Origin of the sequence: Polyangium sorediatum, from assembly GCF_029946465.1 — a bacterium.
GTDB lineage: Bacteria > Myxococcota_A > Polyangia > Polyangiales > Polyangiaceae > Polyangium > Polyangium fumosum.
The window spans coordinates 1-20,019 of record NZ_JARZHI010000025.1; the positions used below are offsets into that span (position 1 = coordinate 1).

The window sequence follows — 20,019 nt, forward strand, 5'->3', positions numbered from 1 at the left end:
GGGAGGGTTTGTCAAAGGAGGAGATTTTTGCGGGCGGGCGGGGCGCGGGGGCTGTAGCGGGGATCGGGAAGGTCGGGGGCGCGGTGTGGGTGGCGCGGGGGGATGTCGGGCGGGTGGCGCCGGCAGGTGGGACGGCAGAGGTTTGGCGGGGACGGGTTTGGCCGGAGGGGGCGGCGCTGGTCGGGGGGAAAGGGAGGGGGATGTTGATGGAGCTGTCCGGGGGGCGGCTGCATGTGGCGGGGCTTTTGGAGGAGGGGAAGGTGGGGGCGCCGGCGCTGTCGGATGGGCGGGCCCGGAGCGCGGCCTCGCCGGTTCGGCCAGGGTTTGCCGCAGTGGAGCGGGGCGCGGGTGGGGCGATCGTGGCGGGCGTGGGGGTGGGCTCGGACGAGGAGGTGGTGGCGTTCGTGGTGGACGGGGCCGGGCGGCTCGGTCCGGTGGCGAAGACGTCCCTGAAGGTGCGGGCCGGGGAGCTGGGGGTGCGTTTGTCAGGGCTACCTGGAGGCGGGGCGCTTTTGTCGGACGAGGGGCGGCGGTTTGTCGTTTGGCTGGACGAGGAGGGGCGTGAGGTCGGGGCGGCGGCTTGGCCGGAAGGGGTGGCGGCTGCGGTTTGTCAGGACGGGTCGGCGGGGCCGCGGTTTTATCCGTCGGGGAAGCCGGGCGCGTTCGTCGAGGTGGAGGCGCTGGCAGCGCCGGGGACGTGCGTGGTGGGGGAGCCCGGGTGGACGACGGACGGGTCGTTGCGGTGGTTCGGGACGCGCGCGGAGGGGCGGGACGTGGTGCCGGAAGCCGGCGTGGTGCGGGGGCTCGGGGCGGCTGTGGAGCGGGCCGGCGGGGAAGACGCGGAGGAGGTCGAGGAGGTCAAGGCGACGGCGCCGCGGCCGTGTCCGCCGGAGATGGTGCTCGTGCAGGGGAAGCTCTGCGTGGATCGGTTCGAGGCGACGCTGGTGGATACGGCGAGCGGGGAGGAGCTTTCGCCGGATTTCCCGGTGACGCCGAATTTGATGGAGATCACGCTGGGGGATTGGTCGACGGGGCGGAGCCGCGTGGGCGGGGTGCACGCGCGGGCGATGCCGCTGCCGTTTTTGCCAGGGTGGCAGCGGGGGCAGAAGCTCAACGTGGTGGCGGTGCCGCGGCGATTGGCCCGGCCAAACGGGTATTTGACGGGGCTCGTGGCGGAGAGCGCCTGCGCGGCGGCGGGCAAGCGGCTGTGTACGCTGCCGGAATTCGTGATGGCTTGCCGGGGGCAGGACGATACGCCGTTTCCGTACGGGGATACGTACGTGGAAGGGGTGTGCAACGTGTTCCGGGAGGCGCACCCGGCGGCGATTCTGCATGACAATGCGTCGATCGGGCACCTCGATCCACGATTGAACCACGTGCGCGCCGGGGAGGCGCCGCTGTTCCGGAGGACGGGCGCGACGCCGGCCTGCCGCAGCCGCTGGGGGAACGATGCGATTTACGATATGGTCGGGAACCTGGACGAGTGGGTCGACGAAGGAAGCGGGGCGTTCGCAGGCGGGTTTTACGCGCGGTCGACGCGGTCGGGCTGCGACGCGGTGGTGACGGCCCATCCGCGGAGCTACCTCGATTATTCGACCGGGGCGCGGTGCTGCAAGGACGCGGCGCCCTGAGGCGGGCGGCTAGCCCGGAATGGAAGCCCTGCGTTTGCCGGCGATCGTCTCGGTCCGGGCCCGCTCGAACTTGGGGCGGTCGGCATAGACCTTGATCCGGCCGCCGAGCGCGACGTTCGCGACCGAGACGCCCATCGCCACGATACGCGACTTCACCAGGACGTGCGCGTCTCCCTGCTTCGGGTGCTCCTGCGCCCAGCGCACGAACTCCTGCCGCACGATGCTGTCGTAGCCCGCAACGAGCTCCCAATCGTGGAAGACCTCGATGTCGCCCAGCGTGTGCGACGCCAGGCGGTCGAACGCGCGCATCACATGCAGCGCGCAGTCGAGGTCCGCGTGCCCCGAGACGCGGGTGAAAAACACGCCGTACGCAGGGCTCGTCATGAGGAGATCCCAAGCGTCCGTCTTCCAGGACTCTTTCCATTGCCCACGATCGGACAGGACGTCGGCCATGCTTCCCCATGGTGAGCATGGAACTCGAAAGGACGGAAGGGGGATCGAGACGTGGTACGCCGCGCGGATACGCGTGTAAGCTCACGCCGCGGGCGCCGTTCTCCCGCACCGAAAGGACCGCCATGCCCCGCCTCGCCCCTCTCGCCCTCTGCGCCGTCGCGCTCGCCGCCCTCACGGGCTGCGGGTTCAGCTACACGCCCGCGCGAAATACGAATTTCGAGATGGATCGCGAGGCCGAGATCGACGACGAGGACATCCGCAAGGCGTTCGAAGCCCGGCCCCAGATGCCCGCCGGCGCGATCCGGCTCGCCTATTACACGCTCGATCCGGAGGTCGCCGGAGACCTGGAAAGAGCGTTCGGCAGGCTGCCCGGCGTCACCAGCATCTATCGTATCCCGTCCTTGCTCGTCACCGGCCAGCGGCGGGTCTCCGAAGGGAATGGAAATGGGTATCCCTACGGACCGTCGGCCGAGATTTCGTTGAAAAAGCTCCGCTTGCTGGCCGCCCGCGCGAACACCGACGTGCTCGTCATCGTGGACCACGGCTACCGCAACCTGGGCGCCAATCCCCTCGTCGCCACGACCGCCCTGCTTTTGCCCGTGCTCTTCGTGCCGTTCATCGATACCGAGGTGAAAGGGTACGTCGAGGCGTTCGTCGTGGACGTGCGGAATGGATACCTCTACGGCCACGTCTCCGAGGAGGATACACGCGGAGAGCCGTACGCGACGATCTACGCGAAGAGCGCCAAGGACTACGCCGACGAGCAATGGATCGATCTGCAGCAATCGCTGCAAAAACAGCTCGCGAAGCTCGTCGAGGACGAGCGGGCCCGCAAACCCACGCCGAGCGCGCCCCCTCCCCCGCCCCCGCCCGACCCCGCAGGCCCGCTCACCGCACCCCCGGCCGCGCCGCCCGGGACGGCCTCCGAGCCTTAATATGTCGGTCTTGCCCGATTGACGAGGCAGGCCGGTCGGGTCACACCCGAGGGATGCGATCCGTCATCTGCAATGGCCTCCTCCTCGCCGCCCTGACGCTCGCCGCCGCATGCCGCGAGCCATTGCCCAAGGACAAACCGCCCAGCACGCCCACGGGTCCGATCGCCACCGCCACGAACGGAGCACCCGGGACGCCCGCGCCGGACGGGACGCCCGCGCCCGCGCCCAAGTCGGATTAACGCTTCTTCTTGCGGGGCTTCTTCTCGACCCCGAGCGCGTCCATGCAGCAGCGGAATCCCGTCGAATAGTCGTGGTAGGTCGGCTCGTGGGCGATCGTGGTGAACGCGCAGCCCGGGCCGTGCTCCAGGGTGGTGCTGAAAAACCCGCCCATGAAGATGCCGTTTCCCACTCTCCAGGGCTGCTTCTTTCGCTCGACCTCGTCCCGCAAAAGGACGTCTTCGATATCGGAGCCGACGGCGTCGCTCACCCATTCGTGGAGGTTGCCGACCATGTCGAAGGCGCCCTCGTCGCTGCCGCAGGTCTCGTATTCGCCCGACTTGGCGAGGAACCCCGGCTCGCGGTCGAGCTTCGGGTCGTTGAAGACCTCGTACGTCCAGGCGCCGCGGCTCCGGCCGTAAAACTTTTCGAGGAGGTGGAGCTTGCCGGTATTGCAGGCACCGCGCTGGCCCTTGTTGCCGTACGGATACCGGTAGCCCTTGCCGCCCTTGCAGGCCCGCGTCCATTCGGCGCGGCTGCAGAGGCGCTTGCCCGCGTGCGCGCAAGCCTCGGCCGCCTCGACGCGGCTGATGTACGCCTGCGGGTAGAAGCCCGCTCCGCTCATGGCGAGGTAAAACGTACCCTTCTCAGGGCGATCGTAATGGGGCCACGGCGTCACCACGCCGTCCACGGTCTTCGTGGCGAGGTGCGCCTCCCAGCGATCGACGCAAGCGCGGCCGGACTTGATCATCTCGGGAGGACAAACCGGCGGCGGTCCGGCATCCACCTCCGCATCCGCTCCCGCGTCCGCAATCGCTGCCGGGTCCGCGTCCGCTCCCGCGTCCGCAATCGCTGCCGGGTCCGCGTCCGCCTCGGCATCCGCTCCCCCTTCCGCCTCCGCGTCCGCTCCCGCTCCTGCTTCCGCGACCGCCTCCACGACGGCCTCCGCGACCACGGGCAACGTGGACCTCGCCGGAGCGGCCTCCGTGGTGCTCGGCACGGCGTCCCCGCCGGTCGGTTGGGCCTCGAAGGAGCTGCATGCGGCGAGGTAGCCCGCAGCGGTCGAGGTGAGGGCGGCGACGAGCAAGGCAGGGCGAGGATCGAGGCGCATGGAAAGCAAAAGCCGGAACGCACGAGGCCCGGGCGGGCCTTTCCACTACCGTTCTTCTTCGTATTTGAGCTCGTAGTCCCCGACCCCGATCACGTCCCCAGGCTTGAGCGCCGCCGGCGCCGTGAGCTTCTTGCCATTGACGAACGTGCCGCTGCCGCCCCCGAGGTCGGTCAGGTAAAACTTGCCGTCCTGGCCCACGATCGAGCAATGCTCCCGCGACACGTCGTTGCCTTCGAGGCGGATCTGCGCCTGGTTCGTCTGGCCCATCGTGATCGTCGTACCTTCGAGGCGATACCCGTCCTTCGGGCCCTGGCCCTTCACGACGAGCAGGCGGGCGCGGGGGAGGTTCCCGGCGACCGTGGCCATGGCGCGGCGGCTGAGGGGGCCCGCCTGGCTCGCCCCCGCGCGGCGCGAGGCCGCAGCGGCGCGGCCCGCCTGGGCCTTGCGGAAGAGGCGATACGCCGCAGGGTTCGGCTTCTTCGCGAGCACCTCCGCCTCCTCCGCGAGCTGCGCGATCGTCTCGCCGAGCGGCGTGCCGTCCTCCGCTTGGAGATCGGCCTCCGCGCGCATGCCGTCCACCGCGCGCCGGAGCAGCGCCGCTGCCAGCTCGAACGAGCTCTGATCGGCGAGCACACGCGCCGCGGTGCGCGCCTCCTCCGCGAGCGCGACGAGCACACGCGCGCGCGCCGCAGGGTCGCGCTCGGGAGGGCCGGGCTGCACGTCGACCCCGATCACGCGCTCGAGGACGTGGACGTCCGTCGCGCCGGGGCGGCGATGCGCGAGGCGCGTCTTCACGACCTCGAAGGCCCCGTGCACCGAGGCGCCTGGCTCGATCACGAGCTCGATGACCAGCGACGCGCGTTCGCCCGGCTGGAGGTCCGGCATCTCCACGCGCGCCGCGCCCATGGTCTTGCGCACGCGCACGTCGCCCGCGATGCGGATGATGTCGACGCCGCGCGCAGGCGAAACATCGACCGACACGCCCTCCGCGACCGCGTCGCCCGTCGCGCCCACGGCCAGCGCGAGCTCGGTCGCGCAGAGCGCTGGATCCCGCACGTAATAATACTGGCCGCCGCCCGCGACCGCGATGCGCCGCAGGATGTCCTCGTTGTGCTCCTCGCCGTAGCCGAGCGTGGAGACCGCCGCGTCCGCGCGAAACGAGGCCGCGATCTCGGCGAGCGCCTCGGGGCGCCGATCCCCGAGCGTCGGATCGCCGTCGCTGAGCAGGAGGATGCCCCGTCGCTCCGCGGGCACGCGGGGTCCGAGCGCGCTGCGGCTCACGCGCAGACCACTCTCCATGTCGGTGCCGCCCTCGGGATCGATGCGACGCAAGCTACCCGCGAGCCTGCGGCGCGCGGCCGCGTCGAGCTGTTCGAGCTCCGCGACGACCTCCGCGCCTTCGGAGAACGAGACGATCCCCACGCGATCGGTGGGATCGAGCAGCTCCACCATCCGCTCGATGGAACGGACGACCTGCTCCATCGGCTGGCCCCACATCGACGCGGAGACGTCGATCGCGAACACGAGCGCGAGCGGCGGTCGCTCGTGCCGTTCGTCCTCGGGGAGCGCGGCCGAGACCTCGACGACGAGGTGCGCGCGCTGCGGGGCGCCCGGAGCGACACTCCGGACGTCGAGCGCGAGCGAAAGATCGAGGGCAGGACCGGGCATGCGCCCCCAAGAATACCCGGCAGAGGCCCAGGCGCGAGTCGAGATCGTTTGGGTGCTGCCAAATGAGGCACAAGCGGGACGGAGCGCTGCGCCGTCAACGCGTCATCGGATCGAGGGTACGGCCGACCATAACACTGCGATGACGGAGAAAGCGTGAGCGGGCCCGGTGGGCGAGCGTCCTGCATCGCAGAAGCCGTTTTTTTCGGCCGTAGAGCGGGTTGACCGGATGAGGAGCCTCGGACTAAGACACCCGCCCCGCGATCGCGTGAAGGGATCGCTCGAATGACCGTGACCGGTTTCCCCGGGGGGCACCGGTTTTCTTTGGTTCAAGCGGCGGTGAGATGCGCGTCTGTATTTTCTTCGACGGCAAGAATTTCCACTCCGGATGGCGTGACGAGGCCGGAGGTCGGAGGCTCGCGTTTCCGAAACTCTCGCGCTGGCTGGTCGATCGCGTGGGCGGCTCGTTGCTTTGGGGCGCCTATTACTATACCGGCATCGAGATCGGCTCGGCCGCGGTCACCGAAGGGCAGAAGAAGCTCGCGGGCTTCCTCGACATGCTCGAAGTGCAGCCCGGCTTTTTCGTGAAGCGTTTCCCACGAAAAACGACGATGTTCCAGTGTGCCGCGTGCGGCGCAGAGAACCGGTATACGCAGGAAAAAGAGGTCGACACCTCGATGGTCGCGGACATGCTCCGTCTCGCGGCCGTCAACGCGTTCGACGTGCTCGTCCTCGTCTCGGGCGACTCCGATCACGCGCCGGCGGTCGAGGGCGTGCGGCAGCTCGGCCGCCAGGCCTACGTATCGACCTGGGGGCGCGCAGGGCTGTCGATTCGGCTGCGCAAGGCGGCGTTCGATCACATCGATCTGCTCGAAGGGATCTCGTTTTTCGAGGATACCGAGGGCTCCGGGCCGCCCGCGCCGCCCGGGCCCGAGCCGCGCTGGGCGAGCGAGGACATTCCCCCCGCCGTGCCGACGCCGCCCGCAGGGTCGGTGCCCCGCGAGGCGATCCACGAGGAGTGCGAGGACCCGCAAAACGGAGACCCGGAGGCGGGCGAATCCGCGCCGCCCTCGTACCAGCCGTCGGAGGACGAGTCGGTGTTCATCGAGGAGCTACGCGCGGCCGAGCGCAGGCTGCGCAACGGGTACGTCGGGGCGAACTACTTCGTGACGCGCTGGCAATCGAACCGGCTCGATCCTTCGCCCGACGCGCGTCGCCGCATGCTCGAGCACCTCGTGACCTCGCGGGTCATCGAGGTCTACCACGCGCCCGACGGAAACGCGGCGATCCGGGCGCGCGACGAGTAGGCCCTTTCAGGTCAAAGGAAAAGGTCGCCGAGCAGCGGGAGCGCGCCGACGCGCACGTCCCGCGACGCGCGCGTGAGGCGCTCGGCGAGCGGGCCGAGGCCCACGGCCGGCAAGGCGCGCACGGGCGCGTGCAGCGGCCGGAAGAAATCGTCCCAGTGCGAGAGGAGCACGGCCGCGGGCGAGACGGCGCGCATCACGCGCTCGGGCAGATCGACCCCGCTGCGCCAGCCCGCCACGCAGAGCAGGAGCAGGTCGACATGCCGCGGCGCGGGCTCGTCGGGCAAGAGCTCGGCGCTGCCGAGGTGGACGATCGTGCGGCCGGCGACCTCGATCTCGACGCGGAAGACGGCCCCGCAGCGGTAGCCCTCGGCGCGGACGGGGACGGCGTCGCAGTCGTCGATGTCGCCGGGGAACGGCACGCGGCCGAGGGCGAAGCGCGAGTGCGCGCTCGGCACGAAGCGCAGGCGGAAGGGGCCGACCTCGCGGACGATCGGCGTTTGTCCGGGCGCGCGCTCGACCATGTCGACGCGGGCCTCGGGCACGCCTGCGGCGTGGCAAAGCGCGGCGGCGGAGCGGGAGCCGAAGACACGGGCGCCGGTGCGCTTGGCGATGGCGGGCACGTCGAGGGCGTGGTCGAAGTGCGTGTGGCCGACGATCACCGCGTCCGCGCGGCTGATGTAGCGACCGATCGCGCCGAGATCCGGGGCGAGCGGGGAGGTGATGCACCGGGTGAGCGAGGCGCGCGTGACGTAGGGGTCGAGCAGGACGACGTGGTCCTCGCAGGTGATCTCGAAGCCCGCCGTGCCGAGCCAGCGGACCGTGACGGGGGGGCGGCCGGCCGCGCCCCTGAGGACGAGGTCATCCGGCCGGAAAAACAGGCTCTCGGGGCGCACGGGCGCGGATATAGGCCCACGGCGCGGCGCAGGAAAGGTTTTCCTCGTTTCCTCAGCGCCGGCCGATCGGGCGAAACAGGAGGCCCGTCACGGCGAAGGCGATGGAGATGACGAGCAGGACGTGGATCCACGGGCCTGCCTGGTAGACGCCCGTCACAGCGAGCAGCCAGGCGAGGAAGGCGCCGATGGTGAGTCCCCAGAAGACCAGCATCGTCCGGCGCCGTTGCGAAGGGCGTGCCCGACCTGCGTGGGAAGGTGCTTCGCATGAGGACGGTGGCGGTGGCTCTCGTGCTAGTGTCGCGCGCATGAGCGACGTCGTCTTCGACCTCGAGAACCCGACCGAAGAGCACCGGATGCTGCGCCAGATGGTGCGGAACTTCGTCCGCGACGTGGTGGAGCCGCAGGCGGAAGAGCATGATCGCAAGGGCACGCTGAACGTCCCCTTGCTCCGGCAGGCGGGCGAGCTCGGCTTGCTCGGCCTCACGATCCCGGAGAAGGACGGGGGCGCGGGCATGGACGCCGTGGGCTCGGTCGTCGTGCACCACGAGCTGTCGAAGAGCGATCCGGGCTTCTGCCTCGCGTACCTCGCGCACGCGGTGCTCTTCGTGAACAACTTCTACTACGCCTCGAACGAAGCGCAGCGCGAGCGCTGGTTGTCCAAGGTGATCTCGGGCGAATGGATCGGCGCGATGGGCATGACGGAGCCGTCGAGCGGCACCGACGTGCTCGGCATGCGCACCACGGCGCGGCGCGAGGGTGACGGGTTCGTGATCAAGGGCCACAAGGCGCTCATCACGAACGCGGTCGATGCGGACGTGTTCATCGTCTACGCGAAGGTCGAGAACGCGGTGACGACGTTCGTCGTCGAGCGAAACACGCCGGGGTTCTCCGTCGGAAAGAAGACGGAGAAGATGGGCATGCGCGCGAGCACGTTGAGCGAGTTCATGCTCGAGGACGTCTTCGTGCCGGCGGAGAACGTGCTCGGCACGGTGGGCGGGGGCGTGCGCAACATGATGCGCAACCTGGAGCTCGAGCGGCTCACGCTGGCGGCGATGAGCCTCGGCATCGCGGATCGTTGCCTCGACATCATGGTGCAGTACGCGGCGGAGCGGACGAGCTTCGGCAAGTCGATCGCGGAGCACGGGCAGATCCAGCGATACATCGGCGAGAGCTTCGCGAAGACGGAGGCCGCGCGGACGCTCGTCTACTGCGTGGCGCGGGACGTCGGCCCGGCCAAACGCAACCGCATCGGCACGGACGCGGCGAAGCTCTTCGCGGCGCCGGTGGGCAAGGAGGTCGCCGACAACGCGATGCAGGTCCTCGGCGGCTGGGGGTACTGCAACGAGTACAAGGTCGAGCGGTTCCTGCGCGACGCGAAGCTGCTCGAAATCGGCGGAGGCACGCTGGAGTCGCACCAGAAGAATTTGACGAAGGAACTCCTGCGGAAGGTCAAGCAGGATTAGGGCCTACACGGCGAGCGATTTTCTTTCGACAACATACCCTCCTCCTCCTACGATATTGTCATCGTTGAACGGACGGGATGTTGAGGAGCCGTGACAATCCGTATCCTGTCTTGCACAGCGGGTTGCACCTGTACGATGGGGGAAATCGAAGAAAGGATATGCCGCCTACGGAGCCCGCGGGTTCCGTAGGGGCACGAGCGTATCGGCTTGGGCCGATACGTGACCGATTGACCTATCGATTGGGAGTTGGGCTCGTATGGACACATACGAATCTGCGAAGATTGTTGATACTTCGATAGAATCATCCAATGTTCTGAAAAAAACTCCGACCGGTATCAAGGGATTCGATGAAATCTCGGTCGGGGGACTCCCGAGAGGACGCACCACGCTGGTATGCGGGAGCGCGGGCTCGGGCAAGACGCTCTTCGCAATGGAGTTCCTGGTCCGCGGCGCGACCGAGCACGTCGAGCCAGGGGTCTTTCTCGCATTCGAGGAGACGGCCGTGGAGCTCGCGCAGAGCGTCGCCTCGCTCGGCTTCGACCTCGACGCGCTCATCGCCCGCAAGCTTTTGGCGATCGACTACGTGCACGTGGAGCGGAGCGAGATCCTCGAGACCGGGGACTACGATCTCAATGGCCTCTTCGTGCGGCTCGCCTATGCGATCGACTCGGTCGGGGCGAAGCGCGTGGTCATCGACTCGCTGGAGACCTTGTTCTCGGCGCTCGGCGACGAGGCCATCCTGCGCTCCGAACTCCGAAGGCTCTTCCGCTGGCTGAAAGATCGCGGCGTGACCGCGGTCATCACGGCCGAACGCGGCGACGGCACCCTCACGCGGCACGGAATCGAGGAGTACGTCTCCGATTGCGTGATCCTGCTCGAACAACGCGTGCACGAGCGGGTCGCCACGCGTTACCTGCGCGTCGTCAAATACCGCGGGACGATGCACGGGACGAACGAATATCCGTTCCTCATCGACGCCGGCGGCATCTCGGTCGTGCCCGTGACCTCGCTCGGGCTCGAGCACAACGCCTCCGAGGAGCGCATGTCGACCGGCGTGCCGCGCCTCGACGCCATGCTCGGCGGCAAAGGCATCTACCGCGGGTCGAGCGTGCTCATCTCGGGGACCGCGGGCACGGGCAAATCAAGCCTGGCGGCGCACGTGGTCCACAACGCCTGCCGTCGCGGCGAGCGGTGCCTCTACTTCGCGTTCGAGGAGTCGCAGGGACAGTTCGTGCGCAACATGCGCTCGATCGGCGTCGACCTCCAGCCGTGGCTCGACCAGGGCCGGCTCCTCTTCAAGGCCTCCCGTCCGACGCTCTTCGGACTGGAGATGCACCTCGCGAACATGCACCGGCTCGTCGAGTCCTTCGAGCCGAGCGTCGTCGTGATCGATCACGTGACGAACTTCTCCATGGTGGCGACGACCTTCGAGGTGCGCGCGATGCTCATGCGACTCGTCGACTTCCTGAAGAGCCGCGGGATCACTGCGATCTTCACGAGCCTGACGGCCGGCAGCGGCGCGCTGGAGGAGACGGACGTCGGGATCTCGTCGCTCATGGATACGTGGCTGCTCGTGCAATTCCTCGAAGGAAGCGGAGAGCGGAACCGGGGGCTCTACGTGCTCAAGTCGAGGGGCATGTCGCACTCGAACCAGGTGCGCGAGTTCCACCTCGGCGACCACGGGATCGATCTGCTCGACGTCTACGTGGGGCCCGCGGGGGTGCTCACGGGGTCGGCGCGACAGGCGCAGGAGGCGCAAGAGCGCGCGGACGCGATCACGCGGCAGCAAGCGATCGAGCGCAAGCAGCGTGAGCTCGCGCGGAAGCGTGCTCAGGTCGAGGCACAGATCCTCTCGCTGCGGGCAGAGTTCGAGGCGGAGGAGCAGGAGGTCCTGGCCATCGTGGAGCAGGACAAGCACCGCGAGACGACCCTCCGTCACGACCGTGAACAGAGGGCCCGTCTCCGGAACGCGGACACGAGCAAGCAGCAGACGGGAGGTACCGGATGACGAGCCTCGGAAACGGAATCCAACCCGAAGGGAGCGCCGAAATCTGGGAGTTACGGCTTTACATCGCGGGCCAGACGCGGAAGTCGCTCCTCGCGCTCTCCAACCTGAAGCGGCTCTGCGAGGAGCACCTCGCAGGGAAGTACCGCATCGAGATCGTCGATCTGCTCCAGCACCCGCAGCTCGCGGAGGGGGATCAAATCCTGGCGATCCCCACGCTCGTGCGGCGGCTGCCCGAGCCGATCCGGAAGATCATCGGGGACCTGTCGAACACCGAGCGTGTGCTCGTGGGTCTCGACATCCGGCCTCGTTGAAAGAACGACCATGGGGGGGAGCGATCAAGACGACGAGCGCCGCGAAGAAACCACCCGAACGGCCTCGGGAGACACGGCGGACTTCTGGGAGAAGGCGCTCGCTGACGATCCCCCGGAGACGTACGTCCTCCGGCTCTACGTCGTCGGCAACTCCCCCCGTTCGCGGCGGGCGATCCGCAACGTGCGGAGGCTCTGCGATGAGCACCTCGCGGGTCGCTACGATCTCGAGGTGCACGATCTGAACCAGGAACCGTGGCTCGCGCGCGACGCGCAAATCATCGCCGCGCCGACGCTGGTGCGAGAGCGGCCGCTGCCCGTGCAGCGCATCATCGGCTCGCTCTCCGGTGTCCAGCGTGTCCTCGTGGGTCTCGGGCTTCCTGCACACGAACCGGGGGATCCATGACGAAGAAGGACGCCGATGCGAGCACCCAACCTCCGGCCCCGATCGTCGCGCACGACCTCATCCTGCGGGTCGAAGAAGCCGAAGCCACGCTGGCGGCGATCCGCGCCGGCGAGGTGGACGCGCTCGTGGTCGCCGCCGACGGCACGCCGCAGGTCTTCGTGCTGAAAGGCGCCGACCACGCGCACCGGACGCTGCTGGAGAGCCTGAACGAGGGCGCGATGACGATCACCGGGGACGGGACGATCCTCTTCGCCAACCGCAAGCTCGCCGAGATGCTCGAGCGCCCGCTCGGCAAGGTGCTCGGCGCGTCGCTGTCGGGGTTCGTCGTGCCCGAACAGGCAGAGGCGCTCTCCACGCTGCTCGCGCAGGCCAAGGGCGGGAGCGCCAAAGGGGAGGTGTCGTTCATGCAAGCAAGCGACGCGCAGTTGCCGGTGATGCTGTCGATCCGGGACGCGGGCGAGGAAGACCCGACGTTCACCGGGGTCGCGACGGATCTGACGCCGCTCAAGGCAGCGGAGGCGGCGCTGCGGCAGGTGAACGACGAGCTCGAAGCGCGCGTCGCGGCGAGGACGGCCGAGCTCGTGAAGGCGAACGAGGCGCTGCGCGAGGCCGATCGGCGCAAGGACGAGTTCCTCTCGATGCTGGGGCACGAGCTGCGCAACCCGCTCGCGCCGATCCTGACGGCGGCGGAGATGATCCGCATGTCGACGCAAGGCGACGCGCGGGTCGAGCGGTTCCGGAGCGTGATCGAGCGGCAGGCGCGCAACCTGTCGCGGCTCGTCGACGATCTGCTCGACGTCTCGCGCATCACGCGCGGGACGATCACGCTGCAGACGATGCTCGTGGATCTCGGGACGATCGTGCGGAGCGCGATGGACGCGGCGCGGCCGCTCATCGACGCCTCGGGCCACACGCTCGTGGTGACGCTGCCGGCGGCGCCGGTGCTCGTGCAGGGCGATCCGACGCGGCTCGAGCAGGTGATCGTGAACCTGCTGAACAACGCGGCGAAGTACACCGAGCGCGGCGGGCAGATCGCGCTCTCGGTCGAGCAGGACAAGGCGGGCGTGACCACGACCGTGAAGGACAACGGGATCGGGATGCCCGCGGATCTCCTGCCGCGTGTCTTTGATCTGTTCGTACAGGGCGAACGCACGCTCGATCGATCGCAGGGCGGGCTCGGCATCGGCCTCACGCTCGTGAAGAGCCTGATCACGATGCATGGGGGCTCGGTCGAGGCGCGGAGCGAGGGCATGGGCAAGGGCTCGGAGATCGTGGTGCGCCTGCCGCACGTGCGGCGCGACGGCCTGAGCGCGCAAGCGCCCCCGGCCGAGGAGGCTCCTGCGAACGCGCAACGAGCGCTCGTCGTGGAGGACAACGCGGACGCGGCGGACATGCTCTCCGAGCTGCTCGGGCTCTGGGGCTACGACGTGCGGGCGGCGCAGAGCGGCGAGGAGGGCGTGACGCTGGCGGCGACGTTCCGCCCGCATGTGGTGCTGGTCGACATCGGCCTGCCGGGCATGGACGGGTTCGAGGTCGCGCGGCGGCTGCGCGCGACGAGGCCAACGTCGAAGGCGCTGGTGATCGGCGTGAGTGGCTATGGGCAGGAGGCGGATCGACACAAGGCCGAGGAGGCAGGCATCGATCATCAGCTCATGAAGCCGCTCGATCCGCAGGTGCTGGCGGGGCTGCTCACGCGCGCGAAAAAAAACGGCGCGCGGAGCCCGTAGAGATTCAAACGACGGGCACGAGCTTGTAGACGTCGACGTCGACGCCGGGGCTGTAGAGCGCGAGCGGCTCGCCTGCGGGCGCTGGCAAGCCCGCGGCCGCGACCATTCCGTCGCGCCACGATTCGACCTTCACCTCGTGGAGCGGATACGGCACGTGGTGGACGCGCCCGAGCGACAAACCCGAGCGGGTGCGAGCGTAAAGGATGTACCGCTCGGCGAAGAAATGCGTGAGCGTGCCGGGTTTGGCGGAGCCGATCGAGTCTCCGATATGGTACCGCGCCTCGAATTCAGCCGGCGTGGGGCCGGGGAAGAGGCGCTTGCTCCGGTAATCGACGGTGTTCCCCGCGATGTCGAGCGTCATCGAGGCGCGGTGGTACGGCAAGTGCCAGCCGGCGCGCGCGACGGCCACCGCAATCGTCGCGGCCGCGTCGAGGCTGAAGAACCAGACGCCCGGATCCTTGCCACGGAGGTGCACGTACGTGCGGACGTTGAGCTCGTGGAAATGGGAGACCCCCGGAACCGAAGGCGACCAGCGGGGCGCGACGTCCCGCATCGTGAAGGGCACGACCCCGACCCACGCTTTTCCCTCGAACGTGTCGACCGAGAGCTCGGGGGGCAGGAGCCTCGTGATCGCCTCGGCCGGCACCTCCCAGTGCAGGAAAAGCAGGGTTCGCCACCGCTGGAAGCCGGCGGGCCGGCCCGGCGGACGTTCGGCCGGAGAGAGGCGGTCGATCATGGTGGGGGACATGGTACCTCTTCCCGCGCTTGACGCGCCCCTCCGAAGGGACGAACGAGGACACCCGTGACGCCCGAGCAAGCCATCCAGGAAGCCACAAAAGGGACCCTGCGGCCCGTCTACCTCGTGCTCGGCGAGGAGCGGTACCTCGCCGACAAGGTGGTGCACGCCCTCCGCGAGGCGACGATGCTCGGCGGCATCGCGGGCTTCAACGAGGACAAGTTCACCGCCGGCGAGGCGAGCGTGGACGCGGTCCTCTCGGCCTCGAAGATGGTGCCGATGATGGCCAAGCGCAGGTTCGTCCTGGCGCGGGGCCTCGAGCGCTGGGAGAAGAAGGGCGACAGCGACGACGACGAGGGCGGCGGCAAGAGCGCCTCGGAGGGCAAACGCGGGGCGAAAGACGCGAGCCCCCTCGACGCGCTCGCCGAGTACGCGAAGGCGCCGGCCTCGTCGACGGTGCTCGTGCTGTCGGCGTCGAAGCTCCATGCGCAACGCAAGATCGTGACGGCGGCGAAGAAGGAGGACTTCCTCGTCAACTGCGAGCCCGTGAGCCGCAAAGCGCTGCCGACCGTGGTGCGGCAGATGTCCAAGGAGCGAGGGCACGACATCGCGCCGGACGTGGCCGATCACCTGGCGGAGATCGCCGGGCCGGAGCTCGGCTACGTGGCGGACGCGATCGAGCGGCTGAGTTTGTTCGTCGGGGAGGGCAAGCCGATCACGGAGGACGCGGTCGTGACGATGGTGATGAAGGTCCGGCCGGGCTCGGTGTGGGACCTCGTCGACGCGCTCACGCGGCGGCGGCTCGACAAGGCGCTCGCGGTGCTCGCGGAGGTCGTGGATTCGAAGGACGGCGGGCTGCCGCTGCTCGGGCTCGTGGCCTCGAACGTGCGGAAAATGGTGAAGATGGATTCGGCGCTGCGGGCGGGGGCGAACGTGAACGAGGCGGCCGCGCGCGCGGGCATTCCGCCGTTCAAGGCGCAGGAGACGGCGCAGACGTTGAAATCGCTGCCGCGCGGGACCTTGCCCACGTGGGTGCGCCTGCTCGCGGAGGCGGATCGAGCGCTCAAGGGCTCGAAACGCACGCCGCAGGCGGTGCTCGAGACGATGGTGATTTCGATGTGCCGGTGAGGCTCAGGCGGGGGGCGAGGCTTCGATCGCAGCCGGGACCGTGGCTTCTGGTGCCTCGCTCTCGCCGTCCTCCTCGGAGGGGAGCGTCGGCATCCACTTGCCGAGCCGTTCGAAGGCCGCCGAGATATCACCCCGCACGCGATCACGCAGGGTGTCGAGGTCGGCCATCGTCATGCCTTTCACGTCGACGGGCGGCAGGACTTCGATGCGGGCCTGGCATTTCACGCCGAAGACCCACGAGTTCTTGGGGATCGCGTGGCGCGTGCCGGCGACAGCGATGGGCAGGATGGGGATACCCGTCTCCAGGGCGAGGCGGAACGCGCCGTCCTTGAAGGGCTTGAGCTCACCGTCGGAGGAGCGCGTGCCTTCGGGGAAGATCATCACGCTCATGCCGCGGTCGAGGTACCATTTGCAGCGCTCCATCGCCGATTTTGCGCTCTCGCGCTCGCCGCGGCGGAGCGGGATGTCGCCGGCCATGCTCATCATCCAGCCGAGGCCCGGGACCTTGAAATTGCTCTCCTTCGAGAGCCATTTCATTTCCCAGGGCAAATAGCTGATCGCAGGGATGTCGGCGATCGACTGGTGATTGGCGACGACGATGAAAGGCCCGCTGTCCTTGGGCCTCTGCCAGCCGGAGACCTTCACGCTCCAGAGCGGATTCAAGCGGACGAGCATCGTGCCGCAAACGCGAAAGAACCTGCCCGTGATTTTGCGGACGCGGTCGAATGGTGCGGTCGTGACAAACACCGCCGCGACGGCGCCGGTCGACACCGTCACGACGGCGAGAATCTCGAACCAGTTCCAGAGCGAAACGAGCTTGGCCTTCATGGAGGAAGGCCCATCTTTACCCGACTGCAGAAAAGCCGGCAAGAGGAGGAAAGGCCGTTTCCAGCATGACGCAATGCGCGTCTTGCGCTGCGTCGTTGGATTTCATGCAATCGTGACGAGAACCTGACAGAAGGAGGGTGAAAACCCTACATTCGTCTCGCGACGCGGTTATTTTTTGCCGCCCTTGCCACCGCCGCCCTTCGCGTCGCCGCCGCCGCTCTTGCCGCCGCCGCCGCCTTTTCGGTCCCCGCCGCCGCCTTTTCGGTCCCCGCCACCGCGATCGTCATGGCTGCTGCGCTTCGGGCTGCCGCTGCTCCTCGCGCTGCTGACGTGATCGTGGCCGCGATCGTCGTCGCCGCCGCCCTTCGCCTTGCTGCTGCCAGGGTGCACGGCGTTGTCCGACTTGAAGCCGCCGCTGTCGCGGGCGAAGGTGCCGTCCTGGCCGAAATGCCGGCCGTTGTTGCCCTTTCTGTCGTGGTCGTGGTGGTCGTGGTGGTCGTGGTGGTCGTGGTCGTCCCTGTGGTGCACCTTCACGTGGGCGCGGCCGTAGCAGTCGACGCCGCTGTCGAAGCCGCCCCGGAGGCTGAAGCGGACGCGCGGCGCGGCCGCGATTTTGACCGTGGCGCTCGGGGCGTAGACACGAATGCCCGGCCGATATCCCCAGATCGCCGCGTGCGTGATCGTGCCGACGCTGAGCGACGCCGTGACGCGCAGCGGATTGAGCACCGCCGCCGAAGCCCCGAGCCGCGCCGAGAAATAAAAGCCGGACGGCTCGGGATCGAAGTTCACGAACGTGGTCTTCTCGGCGACGAAGCCCATCCGGAGCTTGCGCGTCTCGATTCGCACGGGCTTGAGATCGACGTCGAGCACGTACACGCGCGTCTCGCCCGTGTCCGCGTCCGCGACCATCTCCAGCCGATCCTCGCCGACGATCTGGATCGTTCCGCCGTGCGGGCCCACGGTCTCGTCGGGCAGCTTCGCCTCGGCCGTCACCTTGGCGCCGGCCACGAGCTCCGCCGTGCCGCCCACGGGCACGTGCATGACGCCGGTCCAGGGTTTGCCCGCGACCGTCAGCGTGTAGTCGACCTCGGTCAGATCCGCTTCGAGCTTCGGCCCAGCCGCGACGAGCAAGCCCGTCTTCGCGTCGAGCACGAGCGGCACCGTCTTCGGCTCGCTGCCCTCGACTTTGTAGATGAGCGAGCCGCTGACGTCCTCCTTGACGCGCCCCGTCGCCGAGGCGGTGACCGCGGCCTTCACCTGGCCGTCGTTGTCGATGCGCCAGGCGACCGTTCCCTCGTCGTGCTCCTCGATCAGCGCCTCCGCCCCGAGATCCGCGTTGACGACCGCCTCGGCCTCGACGTTGACCGCCGCGGGCGCCGTGGCCTCGGTGCTGCTGCAAGCCGACGCGAACACGAGAACGAGAGACACGAGCGATACATGAGCGAAGCGGGTCATGAGGTTCCCTCCGTCCTTCCCTTCGTGCATACACTGCGCCTGACGAGGAGATCATCAAAAAGGTCCAATTCATCGAGAAAAGACGGCGCGCCGGCACGGTTTCGACGCAATGCGGTCACTCCACATACCACCGGGTGAGACCAACCTCGTATTCGTGGTTGCAGACAGAACGGCCTTTTCCCATTTCAACAGCCATTCAATGGCGACAATGGGATGGCGCTCGATACGTCCGCGGCGCCGGCCCGTCCGTCCCGCGGGGGCCCCGCGGGCCGTTTCGCCGATCGCTGGGGGGTCTCGGGTGGCCGTGCTAGTTTCGGCGCCGATGACGACCCAAGCCTCCCCTTCCCTCACCGCCATCGTCCTCGCCGCCGGGCAAGGCACCCGCATGAAGAGCGCGAAGCCCAAGGTGCTTCACACGCTCTGCGGCCGGCCGATGGTCGACTACGCCATCGAAGCGGCGCTCGCCGCAGGGTGCGGGGACGTCGTGGTCGTCGTGGGGTATGGCCGGGACGAGCTCGCCGCGCACCTCACCAAGGCGTTCGGCGATCGCGTGCGGACGGCGGTGCAGGAGGCCCAGCGCGGGACGGGGGACGCAGTGCGGTCGGCCCTGCCGGCGCTCGATCCCGCAGCCGAGCGCGTGCTCGTGCTCTGCGGGGATACGCCGCTGCTCGACCCGGCCGAGCTCGTGCGGCTCGCGGGCTCGATCGAGGGCGGCGCGTCGGTCGCGATGCTGACGGCGATGACCGAAGATCCGACGGGCTATGGGCGCGTGCTGCGTGACGCCGATGGAAACATCTTCGCCGTGCGGGAGCAGCGCGACGCGACGGAGGAAGAGCGGCGCGTGCGCGAGGTGAACACGGGCGTGTACGTCGCGCGATCAGGGTTTTTGCGAGAATCGGTGGCAGGGCTCTTGCCGAACAATGCGCAGGGCGAGCTGTATCTGACCGATATCGTGGCCGTCGCGTCGAAGGCGGGCGGGGTCGCCTCCGTGCGGGCCGAGAGCGCGGCGGCGCTCGTGGGGGTGAACGACCGGGCGCAGCTCGCCGCGGCCGAGGACATCCTGTACGGGCGCATCGCGGACCGGATCCGGCGCGCGGGCGCGACGGTGCGGGCGACGGCGCGGATCGACGCGACCGTGGTCGTCGAGGCGGACGCGGTGATCGAGCATTACGTGGTGCTCCGCGGAAAGACCCGCATCGGGGCGAATGCGCGGATCGACGTGGGCTCGGTGCTGACGGACGTGGAGGTCGCGCCCTCGGCCCTGGTCAAACCATATTCGATCGCGAGCGATTCGACGATCGGCGAGCATGCGCAGATCGGGCCGTTTTCGCACCTGCGCCCGGAGAGCCGCGTCGAGGCCGAGGCGCACATCGGCAATTTCGTGGAGACGAAAAAGACCGTGGTCCGCCGCGGGGCGAAGGCGAATCACCTCGCGTATCTCGGCGACGGCGACATCGGCGAGGGCGCCAATATCGGCGCGGGGACCATTTTCTGCAATTACGACGGGTTCAAGAAGCACCGCACCGAGATCGGCGCGGGCGCGTTCGTCGGCAGCGATTCGCAGATCATCGCGCCGGTGCGGATCGGCGTGGGCGCGTACGTGGGGACGGGCACGACGGTCACGCGCGACGTGCCGGATGACGCGCTCGCCATCTCGCGGGTGAAGCAGGAGAACAAGGAGGGCTACGCCTCGCGGCTCAAGGCGCGGCTCAAGGCAGGCGCGGCGAAGAAGCCGTCGAACGGCTGAAC

Annotated in this window: 19 protein-coding genes; 11 read left to right on the plus strand and 8 right to left on the minus strand. The window is 68.7% G+C overall.

Annotation, left to right across the window (positions count from 1 at the left end):
* Positions 1-206 precede the first annotated feature (206 nt).
* Complete coding sequence (locus QHF89_RS25830) at positions 207-1,631, plus strand: hypothetical protein (RefSeq protein WP_136970099.1); 1,425 nt, start codon at positions 207-209, stop codon at positions 1,629-1,631.
* Positions 1,632-1,640: 9 nt separating this feature from the next.
* Here QHF89_RS25830 and QHF89_RS25835 read toward each other — a convergent pair whose 3' ends face one another.
* The gene (locus QHF89_RS25835) at positions 1,641-2,084 is read right to left on the minus strand and encodes a hypothetical protein (protein WP_136970100.1); all 444 of its coding nucleotides are present in this window, start codon (positions 2,082-2,084) and stop codon (positions 1,641-1,643) included.
* Positions 2,085-2,206: 122 nt separating this feature from the next.
* Here QHF89_RS25835 and QHF89_RS25840 point away from each other — a divergent pair, with 122 nt between their 5' ends.
* Positions 2,207-3,019, plus strand: a complete 813-nt coding sequence (locus tag QHF89_RS25840; RefSeq protein WP_136970101.1) for a hypothetical protein — start codon at positions 2,207-2,209, stop codon at positions 3,017-3,019.
* Positions 3,020-3,072: 53 nt separating this feature from the next.
* A complete protein-coding gene (locus QHF89_RS25845; RefSeq protein ID WP_136927198.1) occupies positions 3,073-3,258 on the plus strand; it encodes a hypothetical protein in 186 nt (61 codons plus the stop codon).
* Here the strand turns inward: QHF89_RS25845 and QHF89_RS25850 are convergent.
* Both QHF89_RS25850 and QHF89_RS25855 read right to left on the minus strand, forming a co-directional pair.
* On the minus strand, positions 3,255-4,346 hold the full coding sequence (locus QHF89_RS25850) for a formylglycine-generating enzyme family protein (RefSeq protein ID WP_136970102.1): 1,092 nt from the start codon (positions 4,344-4,346) through the stop codon (positions 3,255-3,257). The two genes, QHF89_RS25845 and QHF89_RS25850, sit on opposite strands and share 4 nt — an antisense overlap.
* 45 nt (positions 4,347-4,391) lie before the next feature.
* Positions 4,392-6,014 carry an FHA domain-containing protein gene (locus tag QHF89_RS25855; protein WP_136970103.1) on the minus strand — a complete coding sequence of 541 codons (1,623 nt, stop codon included), beginning with the start codon at positions 6,012-6,014 and terminating at the stop codon, positions 4,392-4,394.
* Between the two features lie 341 nt (positions 6,015-6,355).
* Between QHF89_RS25855 and QHF89_RS25860 the strand changes: the two genes are divergently transcribed.
* Complete coding sequence (locus QHF89_RS25860; RefSeq protein ID WP_136970104.1) at positions 6,356-7,318, plus strand: NYN domain-containing protein; 963 nt, start codon at positions 6,356-6,358, stop codon at positions 7,316-7,318.
* 11 nt (positions 7,319-7,329) lie between these two features.
* Here QHF89_RS25860 and QHF89_RS25865 read toward each other — a convergent pair whose 3' ends face one another.
* Together QHF89_RS25865 and QHF89_RS25870 are read right to left on the minus strand one after the other, a co-directional pair.
* On the minus strand, positions 7,330-8,211 hold the full coding sequence (locus QHF89_RS25865) for an MBL fold metallo-hydrolase (RefSeq protein WP_284720941.1): 882 nt from the start codon (positions 8,209-8,211) through the stop codon (positions 7,330-7,332).
* 52 nt (positions 8,212-8,263) lie between these two features.
* Positions 8,264-8,422 carry a DUF4175 domain-containing protein gene (locus QHF89_RS25870; protein WP_136927202.1) on the minus strand — a complete coding sequence of 53 codons (159 nt, stop codon included), beginning with the start codon at positions 8,420-8,422 and terminating at the stop codon, positions 8,264-8,266.
* A 94-nt stretch (positions 8,423-8,516) separates the two neighbouring features.
* On the opposite strand from QHF89_RS25870, the gene QHF89_RS25875 reads away from it, so the two are divergent.
* The 5 genes from QHF89_RS25875 (at position 8,517) to QHF89_RS25895 (ending at position 14,123) form a co-directional block, all read left to right on the plus strand.
* On the plus strand, positions 8,517-9,674 hold the full coding sequence (locus QHF89_RS25875; protein WP_136970105.1) for an acyl-CoA dehydrogenase family protein: 1,158 nt from the start codon (positions 8,517-8,519) through the stop codon (positions 9,672-9,674).
* A 256-nt stretch (positions 9,675-9,930) separates the two neighbouring features.
* On the plus strand, positions 9,931-11,682 hold the full coding sequence (kaiC, locus tag QHF89_RS25880) for a circadian clock protein KaiC (RefSeq protein ID WP_136970106.1): 1,752 nt from the start codon (positions 9,931-9,933) through the stop codon (positions 11,680-11,682).
* Positions 11,679-11,993: a circadian clock KaiB family protein gene (locus QHF89_RS25885; RefSeq protein ID WP_136970107.1), complete on the plus strand. Its 315-nt coding sequence runs from the start codon at positions 11,679-11,681 to the stop codon at positions 11,991-11,993. The genes kaiC and QHF89_RS25885 overlap by 4 nt, the downstream gene beginning before the upstream one ends.
* A 10-nt stretch (positions 11,994-12,003) precedes the next feature.
* Positions 12,004-12,396 carry a circadian clock KaiB family protein gene (locus QHF89_RS25890; protein WP_136970108.1) on the plus strand — a complete coding sequence of 131 codons (393 nt, stop codon included), beginning with the start codon at positions 12,004-12,006 and terminating at the stop codon, positions 12,394-12,396.
* Positions 12,393-14,123 carry a hybrid sensor histidine kinase/response regulator gene (locus tag QHF89_RS25895; RefSeq protein ID WP_136970109.1) on the plus strand — a complete coding sequence of 577 codons (1,731 nt, stop codon included), beginning with the start codon at positions 12,393-12,395 and terminating at the stop codon, positions 14,121-14,123. The genes QHF89_RS25890 and QHF89_RS25895 overlap by 4 nt, the downstream gene beginning before the upstream one ends.
* Before the next feature lie 4 nt (positions 14,124-14,127).
* On the opposite strand, the gene QHF89_RS25900 is transcribed toward QHF89_RS25895, so the two are convergent.
* Positions 14,128-14,871 carry a YqjF family protein gene (locus QHF89_RS25900; protein WP_136970110.1) on the minus strand — a complete coding sequence of 248 codons (744 nt, stop codon included), beginning with the start codon at positions 14,869-14,871 and terminating at the stop codon, positions 14,128-14,130.
* A gap of 54 nt (positions 14,872-14,925) precedes the next feature.
* Between QHF89_RS25900 and holA the strand changes: the two genes are divergently transcribed.
* Positions 14,926-15,987 carry a DNA polymerase III subunit delta gene (gene holA / locus QHF89_RS25905; RefSeq protein ID WP_136970111.1) on the plus strand — a complete coding sequence of 354 codons (1,062 nt, stop codon included), beginning with the start codon at positions 14,926-14,928 and terminating at the stop codon, positions 15,985-15,987.
* A gap of 3 nt (positions 15,988-15,990) precedes the next feature.
* On the opposite strand, the gene QHF89_RS25910 is transcribed toward holA, so the two are convergent.
* Positions 15,991-16,815 carry a lysophospholipid acyltransferase family protein gene (locus QHF89_RS25910; RefSeq protein WP_136970112.1) on the minus strand — a complete coding sequence of 275 codons (825 nt, stop codon included), beginning with the start codon at positions 16,813-16,815 and terminating at the stop codon, positions 15,991-15,993.
* Positions 16,816-16,983: 168 nt separating this feature from the next.
* Positions 16,984-18,270 (minus strand): hypothetical protein, encoded by a 1,287-nt coding sequence (locus QHF89_RS25915; RefSeq protein WP_136970113.1) that lies wholly within the window; start codon positions 18,268-18,270, stop codon positions 16,984-16,986.
* A 322-nt stretch (positions 18,271-18,592) separates the two neighbouring features.
* On the opposite strand from QHF89_RS25915, the gene glmU reads away from it, so the two are divergent.
* A complete protein-coding gene (glmU, locus tag QHF89_RS25920; RefSeq protein ID WP_136970114.1) occupies positions 18,593-20,017 on the plus strand; it encodes a bifunctional UDP-N-acetylglucosamine diphosphorylase/glucosamine-1-phosphate N-acetyltransferase GlmU in 1,425 nt (474 codons plus the stop codon).
* Positions 20,018-20,019 lie beyond the last annotated feature (2 nt).

What these genes read in the sequence shown, in the direction of transcription:
- QHF89_RS25890 (WP_136970108.1), top strand. Translation starts at nt 12,004, where the DNA reads ATGGGGGGGAGCGATCAAGACGACGAGCGCCGCGAAGAAACCACCCGA.
- QHF89_RS25855 (WP_136970103.1), bottom strand. Translation starts at nt 6,014, where the DNA reads ATGCCCGGTCCTGCCCTCGATCTTTCGCTCGCGCTCGACGTCCGGAGT.
- glmU (WP_136970114.1), top strand. Translation starts at nt 18,593, where the DNA reads ATGACGACCCAAGCCTCCCCTTCCCTCACCGCCATCGTCCTCGCCGCC.
- QHF89_RS25875 (WP_136970105.1), top strand. Translation starts at nt 8,517, where the DNA reads ATGAGCGACGTCGTCTTCGACCTCGAGAACCCGACCGAAGAGCACCGG.
- QHF89_RS25895 (WP_136970109.1), top strand. Translation starts at nt 12,393, where the DNA reads ATGACGAAGAAGGACGCCGATGCGAGCACCCAACCTCCGGCCCCGATC.
- QHF89_RS25860 (WP_136970104.1), top strand. Translation starts at nt 6,356, where the DNA reads ATGCGCGTCTGTATTTTCTTCGACGGCAAGAATTTCCACTCCGGATGG.
- QHF89_RS25830 (WP_136970099.1), top strand. Translation starts at nt 207, where the DNA reads ATGGAGCTGTCCGGGGGGCGGCTGCATGTGGCGGGGCTTTTGGAGGAG.
- QHF89_RS25870 (WP_136927202.1), bottom strand. Translation starts at nt 8,422, where the DNA reads ATGCTGGTCTTCTGGGGACTCACCATCGGCGCCTTCCTCGCCTGGCTG.
- QHF89_RS25900 (WP_136970110.1), bottom strand. Translation starts at nt 14,871, where the DNA reads ATGTCCCCCACCATGATCGACCGCCTCTCTCCGGCCGAACGTCCGCCG.
- QHF89_RS25885 (WP_136970107.1), top strand. Translation starts at nt 11,679, where the DNA reads ATGACGAGCCTCGGAAACGGAATCCAACCCGAAGGGAGCGCCGAAATC.
- QHF89_RS25835 (WP_136970100.1), bottom strand. Translation starts at nt 2,084, where the DNA reads ATGGCCGACGTCCTGTCCGATCGTGGGCAATGGAAAGAGTCCTGGAAG.
- QHF89_RS25845 (WP_136927198.1), top strand. Translation starts at nt 3,073, where the DNA reads ATGCGATCCGTCATCTGCAATGGCCTCCTCCTCGCCGCCCTGACGCTC.
- QHF89_RS25850 (WP_136970102.1), bottom strand. Translation starts at nt 4,346, where the DNA reads ATGCGCCTCGATCCTCGCCCTGCCTTGCTCGTCGCCGCCCTCACCTCG.
- QHF89_RS25840 (WP_136970101.1), top strand. Translation starts at nt 2,207, where the DNA reads ATGCCCCGCCTCGCCCCTCTCGCCCTCTGCGCCGTCGCGCTCGCCGCC.
- QHF89_RS25910 (WP_136970112.1), bottom strand. Translation starts at nt 16,815, where the DNA reads ATGAAGGCCAAGCTCGTTTCGCTCTGGAACTGGTTCGAGATTCTCGCC.
- QHF89_RS25915 (WP_136970113.1), bottom strand. Translation starts at nt 18,270, where the DNA reads ATGACCCGCTTCGCTCATGTATCGCTCGTGTCTCTCGTTCTCGTGTTC.
- kaiC (WP_136970106.1), top strand. Translation starts at nt 9,931, where the DNA reads ATGGACACATACGAATCTGCGAAGATTGTTGATACTTCGATAGAATCA.